Origin of the sequence: Acidovorax delafieldii 2AN (assembly GCF_000175235.1) — a bacterium.
Lineage (GTDB): Bacteria > Pseudomonadota > Gammaproteobacteria > Burkholderiales > Burkholderiaceae_C > Acidovorax > Acidovorax delafieldii_B.
Genome location: NZ_ACQT01000118.1, coordinates 1 through 11,631, shown reverse-complemented (window position 1 = coordinate 11,631; position 11,631 = coordinate 1). Strand labels below are relative to the sequence as shown.

Sequence of the window (11,631 nt, the reverse complement as noted above, 5' to 3'; positions counted from 1 at the left end):
CCCCCGCTCCCAAGGCTCCTGCCCCTGCCAAGAAGGCTGCCCCCGCGAAGAAAGCTGTGAAGGCACCTGCTGCCGCAGCCCCCGCCGCGCAGACGACGCTGAACCCACAGGCAGCATGGCCCTTCCCTACCGGCACCAAGCCGTAAACACGGCACGCTCGGTGTCCAGCCCGGTGCATGCGCACCGGGCTTTTTTTATGCCTGAATTGCACAGCACGGAGATTCACAAGGGGCAGATCTGGGGATTGCGGCGTACTTGAAATGCACGGGGCAATGCGCCCGAGGCCACCGTAATGCTGCCTGGTAAATCTGTTCGCCGCGTTCTAACAGCCCTTCGCAGTGCCAGCACGCGATCGAACTTTCCTCTCCTTATCTGGCTGCAAAAATCGCCAGATGCACAGTGGTACAAGCACTTTCAGAGAGAGAACTCGGGATGTGGAGCGCCGGACGATGCAGCCGCTGCAGCAGCACACCATCCGTTGTACTCATGACCGAGCAGGCTGTGCACGCACGATGCCGCCGCCCCAAACCCGTTTCATGCAGGAATGAAGTCAAGCGTGTAGTTCTGAGGACCGCGCTGGGCGATCTTGAGCGCGCCGACACGGTTGCCCAGCTCAGCACAGCGCACCAGCGGCCACCCGCGCTCCAACCCGAACAGCAGCGCACCCCGCCATGCATCGCCGCAGCCGGTCGGGTCGACCACCTGGGTCGGCGCAACAGGAGGGACCAGCGTCTTCTCGCCGTCTTCCCACACCTCGCAGCCCTGCGCGCCCAACGTGACCACCAGTCCCTTCACCCTGCGCGAAATTTCGGCGCAGGACCAGCCCGTACGCTCGCACAGCATCTTGCCTTCGTAGTCGTTCACAGTCACCCATGTGGATTGCTCGACAAACTGCGCGAGGTCTTCGCCGCTGAACATGGGCAATCCCTGTCCGGGGTCGAACACGAACGGAATCCCAGCAGTGACAAACTGGGCCGCATGCTGCAGCATGGCCTCCCTGCCGTCGGGCGCAACGATGCCGATCTGCACGTCTGTGCCCGGTTCGATGCGGTTGGCATGCGCCTGCATCATGGCACCCGGATGGAACGCGGTGATCTGGTTGTTATCGCGGTCCGTCATGATCATGGCCTGCGCCGTGTACGTGTCAGACGCCTGGCCCACATGGGCCGTGCTGATGCCCAGGTCCTTCAGCCGCGCGAGATAGTCGCCTCCGTCGCTGCCCAGCATGGCCATGGGCACGGGCTCGCCGCCCAACAAGCGCAGGCTGTAAGCAATGTTGCCAGCACATCCACCAAAGTCTCGCCGCAACGAGGGGACCAGGAAAGAGACGTTGAGGATATGGAGTTGGTCGGGCAGGATCTGTTCGCCGAACCGCCCTTCGAAAGTCATGATGGTGTCGAACGCAAGAGAACCACAAATCAGTGCAGCCATGGCAAAAAGGTAGAAAGAAAAATCAGGGATAAAAAGCCACGAGCCGGTAGCCGGCCACGCGCGCCCCACCGGTGGTCACGACCACAGCAACCGAAGAGGCCCATTCGCCCAGAGCAGGCAGTTCTGCTGGAGCAGCCATTTCCTGGGGTAGCAAGATGCGCCGTACAACCGGCTGGTCCTGCGCGTCGGTCAGCGTGAGTTCCATCGATGGCATGGCCAGTGGCACGGATGCCCGGTTCTTGATGACGAACGCCAGTTGGTAACTGTCGCCACGCCCCTTGTTGAAGGACGAACTGTCGATCACAACATCGGATATCTGCCGCAAAGGAGCAATCGTGCACTGAAAGGCTTCGCACAGCTTTTCCAGCCACACGCGGGCGCCCGGGTCGAGGGCAGCGATGCGATTGCGCTCATGCAACGTGCCCTGCAGGGCCAGCAGGCCCAGCAGCAGCGCCACCACGGCTCCCACCAGCACACGCACGCGAGGACGTCGCCAAAAAGCCTTGCGCTTTGCCGCGCGAACGAAACTCAGCTCTTGCGCGTCAGAGCCTTCGTCAAACCCGTCGTCGTCCTCTATGCGCTCTCGTGGCGCATCCTTCACAGCCTGCGGAGACTGAGCGTCCAAACTATCAACAGAAGCTGCAGGCTGCTCCCCGCCATCAAGTGCGGAGCCCCCGCCGGAGGGGGCGTCTGGCACGGAATCCAACGCCTCATCAGAGACCGATGCGATGTCCAGATCACCGTGCGCAGCAAGCTGCGCTGGTGTTCCGGAGGCCTCATTGCGCGGCAATTCAAGTGGGGGATAGGTGTTTACGCTTTCGGAGCCGACAGAGGCATCCAGCGGTTCGCCGGACCCCTGATCGTCGCGCAATTCAGCAAACGGGAGCTCGTAGCCTGCCATTCCCTGGTCTACGGCCGTTGTTCCTGGGGCCGCAGGCACCGAAGCATCGCCAGAAGCCATGTCGGAAGAGGGCTGTTGCAGTGCCGGGGGCTGTGCGTGGGCGGCCTCGGGTTGGCTATCCGGACGGCGTTCTGGCTCTGGCTCTGGCGCGAATTTAGGCTCCGACGGGGCAATAGACTGCCAGGGCACGTCGCTCCCAGGCTGAGCGGCATACAGAGCCCCGGGCATCAGAAACGAAGGCACCGCGGCCACCGGCACATCCAGCACAGATTCAGGCATGGCCAAGTCCCGGGGCGCCCCGTGCTGCGCGTGCGCGCTGACCTCTGACGGTGCCACAGGCGGCGCCGCTGTCGGCGCTGGCGCTCCCCACGACCGCTCTTTCTCGGCCACACGCGCGGCGGGGACCTGCGGCGGCCTCGCGGCGGTCATTGAAATGTCCGGCAACAAATCCTGCTGCTCAGATGGCAGCAGGTGAGCCGACGCGTCAAAAACCTCCTTGCACTGGCCGCACCGCACCCAGCCATCGGAAATTCGCAACTGATCGGCAACGACCTTGAATGTCGTCGCGCAGGACGGGCAGCGTGTGATCTGGCTCATCTGCAATTCATTGTAGTGGGCGCTGCATGGCCGCCAAACCGCCGTAACGCGGCAATTCAGCGTGTGGCCGTCATCAGGATCCAGCCATCCTCGGCATCGGCAACCTCAAGGTGGATCCAGGGCGCATAAGCTTCCTGAAGCTCTTGCGCCTGGCGCTCCAGAATACCAGCCAGAACCAGATGCCCGCCCTCGCCTACGTATGAGCACAACAGAGGCGCCAACACCTTGAGCGGAGTGGCGAGAATGTTGGCCAGCACCGTGTCGTAGAGCCCCTGCGCCTTGTCCGGCAACCCCGCGTGCAACTGCACGCCATTGGCCTGGGCATTTAGCACTGTGGACTCGACAGCGGCAGGATCGATGTCCACGGCATCAATGTCGATGGCGCCGAATTTGGCGGCCGCGATGGCCAGAATGCCGGATCCGCAACCATAGTCGAGCACACGCCCCAACGGATTTTCCGTGTGCGCAGAGGCCGCGCCGCGGCGTGCGATCCATCGCAGGCACATCCGCGTGGTGGGATGGGTGCCAGTGCCGAACGCCAGCCCCGGATCAAGCCGGATGCTCCGCCGCGCCTGCGGGGGCAACTCATGCCAGGTCGGCACGATCCAGAAATCAGGGGTGATATCAACGGGTGCGAATTGCGACTGCGTCAAGCGCACCCAATCCTGCTCGGGCACCCGCGAGAGCCCGAGAACCACGCAACCGGTGAAGAAGTCCTGCACGGCGAGCAACTGCTCTGCTTCGCGCGCAGCGGTTTCCGACGCAAACAGCGCCACCACTCGGCTGCGTTGCCAACCGTCCTTGGGCGGCGGCATGCCGGGTTCGCCAAACAAGGCCTGTTCGGCATCGGTCTGCGCATCCGCATCTTCCACCGACACGCTCAGGGCATCCAGCGCGTCCAGCGCATCGCTTACCTCCTCCACGCGGTCTTCAGGGCACATCAGACTCAGCTCAAACATGGAACACGCCTCTCAGAAAAAATGAAATGCTGGCACCCGTTGCCAGGAGCCAGCATGGAAATATGCGCCAGGTGGGCTTCACCGCTTGTGCTGCGAAAGCCACTCTTCCAGATAGTGAATGTTGGTGCCACCTGCGACGAACTTGGCATCCACCATCAGCTCACGGTGCAACGGCACATTGGTGTTGATGCCTTCGATCACGGTTTCCGACAGCGCCGTGCGCATGCGGGCCAAGGCCTGCTCACGCGTGTCGCCGTGGACGATGATTTTGCCAATCATCGAATCGTAGTTCGGAGGGACAAAATAGTTGGCGTAAGCATGCGAGTCCACGCGCACGCCCGGGCCACCCGGCGTGTGCCACATGGTGATGCGCCCTGGCGAGGGAATGAACTTGTAAGGATCTTCGGCATTCACCCTGCACTCGATGGCGTGGCCCCGAATCTCGATCTGCCGCTGGGTGAAGGGCAGCTTTTCGCCGGCGGCCACCATGATCTGCGTGCGCACGATGTCCACACCCGTGATCCATTCGGTCACGGGGTGCTCCACCTGCACACGGGTGTTCATTTCGATGAAGTAGAACTCGCCGTTCTCGTACAGGAACTCGAAAGTACCTGCCCCGCGATAGCCGATCTTCTTGCAGGCTGCGACGCAGCGCTCCCCGATTTTTTCGATGAGCTTGCGCGGGATGCCGGGGGCCGGAGCCTCCTCGATGACCTTCTGGTGGCGCCGCTGCATGGAGCAGTCGCGCTCTCCCAGGTACACGGCATTGCGGAACTTGTCGGCCAGCACCTGGATTTCGATGTGGCGCGGGTTCTGCAGAAACTTCTCCATGTACACCGCAGGGTTGCCAAACGCAGCGCCCGCCTCGGCCTTGGTCATTTGCACCGCATTGACCAGCGCCGCCTCGGTGTGCACCACACGCATGCCACGGCCGCCGCCGCCGCCCGCAGCCTTGATGATCACGGGATAGCCCACGGCCTTGGCAATGCGGCGGATCTGCACTGGATCGTCGGGCAGCTCGCCGTCGGAACCTGGCACACAAGGTACACCGGCGCGGATCATGGCCTGCTTGGCAGAAACCTTGTCGCCCATCATGCGGATGTTTTCCGGAGTGGGGCCGATGAACTGGAAGCCACTCTTTTCCACGCGCTCGGCAAAATCGGCGTTCTCGGACAGAAAGCCGTAGCCGGGGTGGATGGCCTCGGCATCGGTCACCTCAGCCGCCGAGATGATAGCCGGCATGTTGAGGTAGGACAGCGGCGAAGGTGCCGGCCCAATGCAGACGGCTTCTTCGGCCAGCTTCACATATTTGGCGTCGCGATCGGCCTCGGAATAGACCATCACGGCTTTCACGCCCAGTTCGTGACAGGCACGCTGGATGCGAAGGGCGATTTCACCGCGGTTGGCAACAAGAATCTTTTTAAACATAGGCTATCTCGCGGCTCACAGCTTGGCACGCGGGAACATGCCAGGCCCTGTACATTGCCCCGCCGGCGGCAGCACCACCGCAGAGGACAACAACCATTTTTTCAAACATCGGCGCCGTCGCCGCTCTGCACCCGCACACCGCTGCGCGACGCGGCAGGCGCTCGCCCCGCCCCAGTGCGGCCCGGTACAGCCCGGACACCGGCAGACTGCCCACGCGCAAGGACCGTACCACGGCGGGCAAAGACAACGGGAAGGGGCATGGAAGGCAAAAATTACTCGATGACGAACAGAGGCTGGCCGTATTCCACAGCCTGGCCGTTCTCACCCAGGATCTTGGTGACGGTACCCGACTTGTCGGCTTCAATCTCGTTGAGGATCTTCATGGCTTCGATGATGCAGACCGTCTCGCCTTCCTTGACCTGGCTGCCCACTTCCACGAACGGCTTGGCGCCGGGGCTCGACGAGCGATAGAAAGTGCCCACCATGGGAGACTTCACGACGTGGCCCGTCGGGGCGGCGGCCGCTGGGGCAGGCAGCTCGGCCACAGCAGCGGGGGCCGCAGTGGCAGCCGCCGGGGCAGGCATGGGGGCCGCCACATACTGCTGGACCACATTGCCGCCACTCTTGACGATACGAACCTTTCCTTCGGCTTCGGTGATCTCGAGTTCGGAAACGTTCGACTCGGATACCAGGTCGATCAGGGTTTTGAGTTTTCGCAAATCCATGGGAGCTCCAACGGCTATAAAACTGAATGAGGCGCGAATTTACTCCAATTTGAGCCTACTTCAGTCTTCGGAGCATATTTTTCACCATCAACAACGAGGCCATTGACGCGGCAAAGGGCCATTCGCCCCGGATCCGATAGGACGGGCCTTGCGCCTCCGAGGTCAGCGCAAGGCCAGCCAGCGCTGCAGGTCGTCCGAGGTGACCTGCCCCATTTTACGGTGCAACACCTGCCCTTTCGCGCCGAAGACCACGGTGAAGGGCAAACCGCCGGCCAGATTACCTAGAGAACGCCCCAATTCCGACCCGCCCAGCCCTGCCAGCCCCACCGGGAACTCCAGCGGCAAGCGTGTGAGAAATTTGCGCACCGAAGACGGCTGATCAATGGCAAGCCCTACCACTTGCCAGCCATTGGACCTGTTTTCACGGTAGAAAGCATTGAGCATGGGCAACTCCTCCACGCATGGAGGGCACCAGGTCGCCCAGAAGTTCAGAATCAACGGCCTGCCCGAGAAGCCCGCCATGTCCAGGCGGGCGCCATCTGGGGTATCAAACACCTGCGTCCACACCGCCTGCTGCGCACCGTCTTGTGCCGGGGCAGGCCGCAGGCGCCACCAGGCCAGCCCTGCCCCCGCAGCGCCAGCAGCCGCCGCGACACCGGCGTACAGCGCGCGGCGGCGGGTTACAGGGGTGCGGTCTGCCAGGGTCTGCGGTACAGCGTCGGAGGCAGATGTGGTCGGAACGGTCATGAATCACTTTCCTGAAGGAGGCGCCGCACAGCGGTGATATCGCCACGCGGCGAACGCCCCCGTGCGTCGGGGCGGAGGGCCCCGCGCAGATCGTCGAGATCGTAGATCAGCAGGTGCACGCCGATCATTTCACCCAGCTCGGGACACCTGCTTCCCACGCTGAGCGCTTCGACCGCCTCGCCGTGGAAGCCGGTGACGGTGCGGGGCTCGTAATCGACCTGATGGTCTATCAGCGCGATTTCGGCCGATTTGGGATCATCGCAAAACAATTGCAGGTAAATATCCGACAAGCGGGTCGCGGTGCCATGCCACACCGCGCCCGCCAAGTGGGGGCGGAACGCGGCCATGCGGTCCATCCACACCAGCGCCAGTTGGCGCAATGCCCGCAACTCGCGGGGCTGGGTCTCGGCGCAAAAGAGCGCGATGTACTCACGCACTGCGTCCTCGACCTCGTCATTGCCAGGCAAGGGTGTTCGCGCCGGAAGGCCCAGCTCTCGCACGGCGCGCCGCTTGGCAGGGCCCCACTCCAGCCCTTCTTCCACAACCAGCCGGGCGGTGGTGCTGGCGATTTCAGCGCTCAAAGGTGTTGGCATGGCGGAACCGGTTGGGGTGAATACCCTATTGTGGCGCCAAGCTGCGACAGCTCGCCACCCGGACCCCGCATGCCCCCCCGCCTGCTCGGCCATTGCGACATGGCCCGGCCGATGATCGCTATTATTTTCATAGCTGCAAGCGCAACACCGTCGAGCGCACCGGGGTTTTTGGCTTGAACCTTAGAATCAGCGCCCATGCACATACACATACTGGGAATCTGCGGCACATTCATGGGAGGTCTGGCGGCACTGGCCCGCGAGGCCGGGCACAAGGTAACGGGTTGCGATGCAGGCGTATACCCTCCCATGAGCGACCAGTTGCGGGCCCTGGGCATCGAATTGATCGAAGGCTTCGGCGCCGACCAGTTGGCGCTCGCACCCGATATGTTCGTGGTGGGCAATGTGGTCAGCAGGGCCCGGCTGGGTGACGGCAGCCCGAAGTTTCCCCTCATGGAAGCCATCCTGGACGCCGGGCTTCCCTACACCAGCGGCCCGCAGTGGCTTGCCGAGCACGTACTGCAGGGCCGCCACGTGCTGGCGGTGGCCGGCACCCACGGCAAAACCACCACCACCTCGATGCTGGCCTGGATACTGGAGCAGGCGGGATTGAAGCCTGGCTTCCTGATCGGCGGCGTGCCGCTGAATTTCGGCGTGTCCGCGCGCCTGGGGACGGGCGCCACGGCCCCGCAAGACTCCACGGCAAGGACCAGCGCCGCGCAGGCGCCCGGCGGCAAACCCCGCAGTGCCGCGGGTGGTCGGTCAGGCAGCCACCCCCTGTTCGTGATCGAGGCCGACGAATACGACACCGCATTCTTCGACAAGCGCAGCAAGTTCGTGCACTACCGCCCCCGCACGGCGGTGCTGAACAACCTTGAATTCGACCACGCCGATATCTTTGACGACCTGGCCGCCATTGAGCGCCAGTTCCACCACCTGGTGCGCACCGTGCCCGCCTCGGGCCGCGTGGTGGTCAACGGACTAGAGGAGAGCCTGGCGCGCGTGTTGCACATGGGCTGCTGGAGCAGCGTGAGCAGCTTTGGCGCCGCGGTCAGCGACTTTGGCGCCGCGGGCGAACCCCAGGCGTTTGATGTTCTGCACCAGGGCCGCACCGTGGCGCGGGTCGAGTGGAGCCTCACGGGCACGCACAACCAGCTCAACGCCCTGGCCGCCATTGCTGCCGCCCACGACGTGGGCGTGCCGGTGGAACAGTCGGCGCTTGCGCTGGCCAGCTTTCAGAACGTGAAGCGCCGCATGGAATTGCGCGGCACGGTGCGCGGCATCTCGGTGTACGACGACTTCGCCCACCACCCCACGGCACTGCGCACCACGCTGGACGGCCTGCGCCGCAGCCTCGCGCCGGGCGCGCGCATCCTGGCGGTGTTCGAGCCGCGCAGCAACACCATGAAGCTCGGCGCCATGAAAAGCCAGCTGCCATGGGCGCTGGAGCCCGCCGACCTGGCCTTCTGCCACACCGCCGGACTCGACTGGGATGCCGCCGCCGCCCTGGCACCCTTGGGAGTGGGCCCAGGTCACCGTGCGCAAACAGCCCCCGATATCGACACCCTGGTCAGCCAGGTCCTTCTGGCAGCGCAACCGGGCGACCAAATCGTCTGCATGAGCAACGGCGGCTTTGGCGGCGTGCACCAGCGGCTGCTGGCAGGGCTATCAAAAATATAGCTGCTCGCGCTTGCAACACAAGCGCAAGGCGGCATTTTGGCTGGATTTCAGTACGAAACGGCCATGCCGGGCACATCCACCCGCACGACAGGCTTGGCCAGTGCGGCGCTGGCGGCGCGGGCAAAATCGCGCGACCACACCGGGTCATTGAGCAGTGCCGAGCCCGCAGCGCGCGCCACGGTCAGCACCTTGTCGGCGAGCAGCACCTTGCCACTGGCGCGCAGGGGTTCGCAATCGAGGGACGTGAACTGATCGTCCAGCCAGCGGCGCCCGGCTTCATGCGCCATGGGCTCCTGCCCCTCCAGATCAAAACGGAATTCCTCGTTGCCTGTCAGTCGAACCGACACTTCGCTGTGCATGATGGGTTGCCTTTCGGATGCAATACAGATGCAGTTGCCGAGGCGCGCGGTGGGAGCGCCCCCCGAGAACCTGAGCTTACACCGCCTGTGCCAGATCAGCGGGCGCGGCGGGCCACAACGGCAGCCGACAGTTCGGCCAGCGAGCGCAGCGAGTCGTCCCAGCCCAGGCAGGCATCGGTGATGCTCTTGCCATACTCCAGCGCAGAGGGCTGGTCTTTGCCGGGCGAGAATTTTTGTGCACCGGCATGGAGGTGGCTCTCGATCATGAGCCCGAACACGCTGCGCGATCCGCCAGCGATCTGGGCGGCAATGTCGCGCGCCACATCGAGTTGCTTTTCATGCTGCTTGCTGCTGTTGGCATGGCTGCAGTCCACCATCAGCGTGGGGGGCAGCTTGGCGGCTTCGAGGTCCTTGCACGCGGCGGCCACGCTGGCAGCATCGTAGTTGGGCGTCTTGCCGCCGCGCAGGATGACGTGGCAGTCCTTGTTGCCTTTGGTGTTGACGATGGCCACCTGGCCGTTCTTGTGCACCGACAGGAAATGATGGCCCCGGCTGGCCGACTGGATGGCGTCCGTGGCAATGCGGATGTTGCCGTCGGTGCCGTTCTTGAAGCCGATGGGCGCCGAAATGCCCGATGCCAGCTCGCGATGCACCTGGCTTTCGGTGGTCCGGGCACCGATGGCGCCCCACGAAATGAGGTCGCCGATGTACTGGGGCGAGATCACATCGAGGAACTCGCTGCCTGCCGGGATGCCCAGGCGGTTGATCTCGATCAGAAGCTGGCGCGCAATGCGCAACCCTTCGTCGATGCGGTAGCTTTCGTCGAGGTAGGGGTCGTTGATGAGACCCTTCCAGCCCACCGTAGTGCGTGGTTTTTCGAAATACACGCGCATCACGATTTCCAGCGTGTCGGCGTACTGGGCACGCACCGCAGCCAAGCGGCGGGCGTATTCCAGCGCCGCGGCCGGATCGTGGATGGAACAGGGGCCAATCACCACGAGCAGCCGGTCATCCTTGCCGGCCATGATGTTGTGGATGTTCTTGCGGGTCTGGGTGATCAGCGCTTCCACCGGCGTTCCGCTGATGGGGAAGAAGCGGATCAGGTGCTCTGGAGGAGGCAACACGGTAATGTCCTTGATACGTTCGTCGTCGGTCTGGCTGGTTTTCTCGACGCTGCGGTACCAGGCATCGCTGGCGGGGGTGGCGTGGGCCGTCATGGGTGCTTCCTCGTGGAGTGAAAGTAAGGGGTCGAAAAAACAAAACCGCCGGGCTTTGCAGCGTCGGCGGTTGGTATGGGGAGGCTTGTGGGCTTGCGCGTCGTCCTCTCATCCGCCGGGGACAGAGATCCAAAACCAAAAATAAAACGCGCTGCGAACTTGCATACGAATCAATGTATCACAGTGTTTGACGCACCGCAGCAACCACTTTGCGCGGATTGTCGCGTCACGGCAACTACGCTCAGCCCGATACCTCCCCGCGCCACCGGTGCGCACAGCCGTTGGACGACGCTTCCCTGCTCCATCGCGCGGGGTGTCGCGGCCTGTCGTGGCCACATCTCTCGCAGTCGAAGGGAAGGGCCAGGGGTTTGAGCGCTGCTGGGGCGCATGGCTGCACGGCGAGCGCGCACCTTGGTGGCAACTGCCGGGGCAGTTGCGTGATTCAGCGCCGCCAGACGGTGCGCCACCAGGCGCGCAGGCGCTGCCAGCCCGCCGGGCGTCGGGGCGCGGCCTCGGCCAAGTCACTGAGCGGATCGCTGTGGTGCTCGTACATATCGATGAGCAGCAAGGCTTCGCCCAGCGTGCGCCAGGCCAGCAACTCGAACTGCCGGAAGCAGGCGCCCTCGCGCGAGCTGTGGCGTTCAAGCGCCTGCAGCCACGCGGCAATGGCGCTGCACAGCGCGCGCAATGCCTGCTGGTAGGCACCGAATTCGTACAGGGCATGCCAGGCGGACCCCAGCCCCGTGAGGAAGAGCTGGTGCTCCCGCGCGCACCTGGCCAGGTCCGCCACGCGACCGGTGATGGCGGCGGCATCGGCTCCGGCCCGCCGCAAGCGCGTGGCCTCGTCGATCAGTTGCGACAGGGCGGCCAGGCTGTCGCGCATCAGGCGCGAGTCCTCGTCCGCCACCCCTTCCCGCAGGAAACGGCTGATCTCGCCGAACGATTGAAGGGTGTGCTGCAGACTGGTCAGTGGTGCGCGCATGGCCTTGATTGTGCG

Annotated in this window: 11 protein-coding genes and 2 pseudogenes; 2 read left to right on the top strand and 11 right to left on the bottom strand. The window is 64.0% G+C overall.

Annotated features, from left to right (window positions below):
• Positions 1-146, top strand: a pseudogene (locus tag ACDELDRAFT_RS25760) (histone); the annotation flags it as partial.
• Positions 147-534: 388 nt separating this feature from the next.
• Here ACDELDRAFT_RS25760 and ACDELDRAFT_RS14130 read toward each other — a convergent pair.
• The 8 genes and pseudogenes from ACDELDRAFT_RS14130 to ACDELDRAFT_RS14100 form a co-directional block, all read right to left on the bottom strand.
• Positions 535-1,431 carry a carbohydrate kinase family protein gene (locus ACDELDRAFT_RS14130; protein WP_005797876.1) on the bottom strand — a complete coding sequence of 299 codons (897 nt, stop codon included), beginning with the start codon at positions 1,429-1,431 and terminating at the stop codon, positions 535-537.
• Between the two features lie 22 nt (positions 1,432-1,453).
• The gene (locus ACDELDRAFT_RS24650) at positions 1,454-2,056 is read right to left on the bottom strand and encodes a DUF3426 domain-containing protein (protein ID WP_232504775.1); all 603 of its coding nucleotides are present in this window, start codon (positions 2,054-2,056) and stop codon (positions 1,454-1,456) included.
• Positions 2,057-2,863: 807 nt separating this feature from the next.
• Positions 2,864-2,929, bottom strand: a pseudogene (locus ACDELDRAFT_RS26215) (zinc-ribbon domain-containing protein); the annotation flags it as partial.
• A 56-nt stretch (positions 2,930-2,985) separates the two neighbouring features.
• A complete protein-coding gene (gene prmA / locus ACDELDRAFT_RS14120) occupies positions 2,986-3,888 on the bottom strand; it encodes a 50S ribosomal protein L11 methyltransferase (protein ID WP_005797872.1) in 903 nt (300 codons plus the stop codon).
• Between the two features lie 78 nt (positions 3,889-3,966).
• Positions 3,967-5,316, bottom strand: a complete 1,350-nt coding sequence (accC, locus tag ACDELDRAFT_RS14115) for an acetyl-CoA carboxylase biotin carboxylase subunit (RefSeq protein WP_005797869.1) — start codon at positions 5,314-5,316, stop codon at positions 3,967-3,969.
• A 272-nt stretch (positions 5,317-5,588) separates the two neighbouring features.
• Positions 5,589-6,041, bottom strand: a complete 453-nt coding sequence (gene accB, locus ACDELDRAFT_RS14110) for an acetyl-CoA carboxylase biotin carboxyl carrier protein (protein ID WP_005797868.1) — start codon at positions 6,039-6,041, stop codon at positions 5,589-5,591.
• A 162-nt stretch (positions 6,042-6,203) separates the two neighbouring features.
• Positions 6,204-6,788, bottom strand: coding sequence for a TlpA family protein disulfide reductase (locus tag ACDELDRAFT_RS14105; protein ID WP_005797866.1), 585 nt, complete (start codon positions 6,786-6,788; stop codon positions 6,204-6,206).
• Positions 6,785-7,381 carry a hypothetical protein gene (locus tag ACDELDRAFT_RS14100; protein ID WP_005797865.1) on the bottom strand — a complete coding sequence of 199 codons (597 nt, stop codon included), beginning with the start codon at positions 7,379-7,381 and terminating at the stop codon, positions 6,785-6,787. Before ACDELDRAFT_RS14100 ends, ACDELDRAFT_RS14105 begins: the two co-directional genes overlap by 4 nt.
• 195 nt (positions 7,382-7,576) lie before the next feature.
• Here ACDELDRAFT_RS14100 and mpl point away from each other — a divergent pair, with 195 nt between their 5' ends.
• The gene (mpl, locus tag ACDELDRAFT_RS14095; RefSeq protein ID WP_040329236.1) at positions 7,577-9,058 is read left to right on the top strand and encodes a UDP-N-acetylmuramate:L-alanyl-gamma-D-glutamyl-meso-diaminopimelate ligase; all 1,482 of its coding nucleotides are present in this window, start codon (positions 7,577-7,579) and stop codon (positions 9,056-9,058) included.
• Positions 9,059-9,105: 47 nt separating this feature from the next.
• Here the strand turns inward: mpl and ACDELDRAFT_RS14090 are convergent, their stop codons facing one another.
• From ACDELDRAFT_RS14090 to ACDELDRAFT_RS14080, 3 genes are all read right to left on the bottom strand, one after another.
• Positions 9,106-9,417 carry a hypothetical protein gene (locus tag ACDELDRAFT_RS14090; protein WP_005797862.1) on the bottom strand — a complete coding sequence of 104 codons (312 nt, stop codon included), beginning with the start codon at positions 9,415-9,417 and terminating at the stop codon, positions 9,106-9,108.
• Between the two features lie 95 nt (positions 9,418-9,512).
• Positions 9,513-10,634 carry a 3-deoxy-7-phosphoheptulonate synthase gene (locus ACDELDRAFT_RS14085; RefSeq protein ID WP_005797860.1) on the bottom strand — a complete coding sequence of 374 codons (1,122 nt, stop codon included), beginning with the start codon at positions 10,632-10,634 and terminating at the stop codon, positions 9,513-9,515.
• Between the two features lie 442 nt (positions 10,635-11,076).
• Positions 11,077-11,616, bottom strand: coding sequence for a hypothetical protein (locus ACDELDRAFT_RS14080; RefSeq protein WP_005797858.1), 540 nt, complete (start codon positions 11,614-11,616; stop codon positions 11,077-11,079).
• Between the last annotated feature and the right edge of the window lie 15 nt (positions 11,617-11,631).

Excerpts from the sequence above, each read along its gene's own strand:
- ACDELDRAFT_RS14130 (WP_005797876.1), bottom strand. The coding sequence starts at position 1,431 with ATGGCTGCACTGATTTGTGGTTCTCTTGCGTTCGACACCATCATGACT.
- prmA (WP_005797872.1), bottom strand. The coding sequence starts at position 3,888 with ATGTTTGAGCTGAGTCTGATGTGCCCTGAAGACCGCGTGGAGGAGGTA.
- accC (WP_005797869.1), bottom strand. The coding sequence starts at position 5,316 with ATGTTTAAAAAGATTCTTGTTGCCAACCGCGGTGAAATCGCCCTTCGC.
- accB (WP_005797868.1), bottom strand. The coding sequence starts at position 6,041 with ATGGATTTGCGAAAACTCAAAACCCTGATCGACCTGGTATCCGAGTCG.
- ACDELDRAFT_RS14105 (WP_005797866.1), bottom strand. The coding sequence starts at position 6,788 with ATGACCGTTCCGACCACATCTGCCTCCGACGCTGTACCGCAGACCCTG.
- ACDELDRAFT_RS14100 (WP_005797865.1), bottom strand. The coding sequence starts at position 7,381 with ATGCCAACACCTTTGAGCGCTGAAATCGCCAGCACCACCGCCCGGCTG.
- mpl (WP_040329236.1), top strand. The coding sequence starts at position 7,577 with ATGCACATACACATACTGGGAATCTGCGGCACATTCATGGGAGGTCTG.
- ACDELDRAFT_RS14090 (WP_005797862.1), bottom strand. The coding sequence starts at position 9,417 with ATGCACAGCGAAGTGTCGGTTCGACTGACAGGCAACGAGGAATTCCGT.
- ACDELDRAFT_RS14085 (WP_005797860.1), bottom strand. The coding sequence starts at position 10,634 with ATGACGGCCCACGCCACCCCCGCCAGCGATGCCTGGTACCGCAGCGTC.
- ACDELDRAFT_RS14080 (WP_005797858.1), bottom strand. The coding sequence starts at position 11,616 with ATGCGCGCACCACTGACCAGTCTGCAGCACACCCTTCAATCGTTCGGC.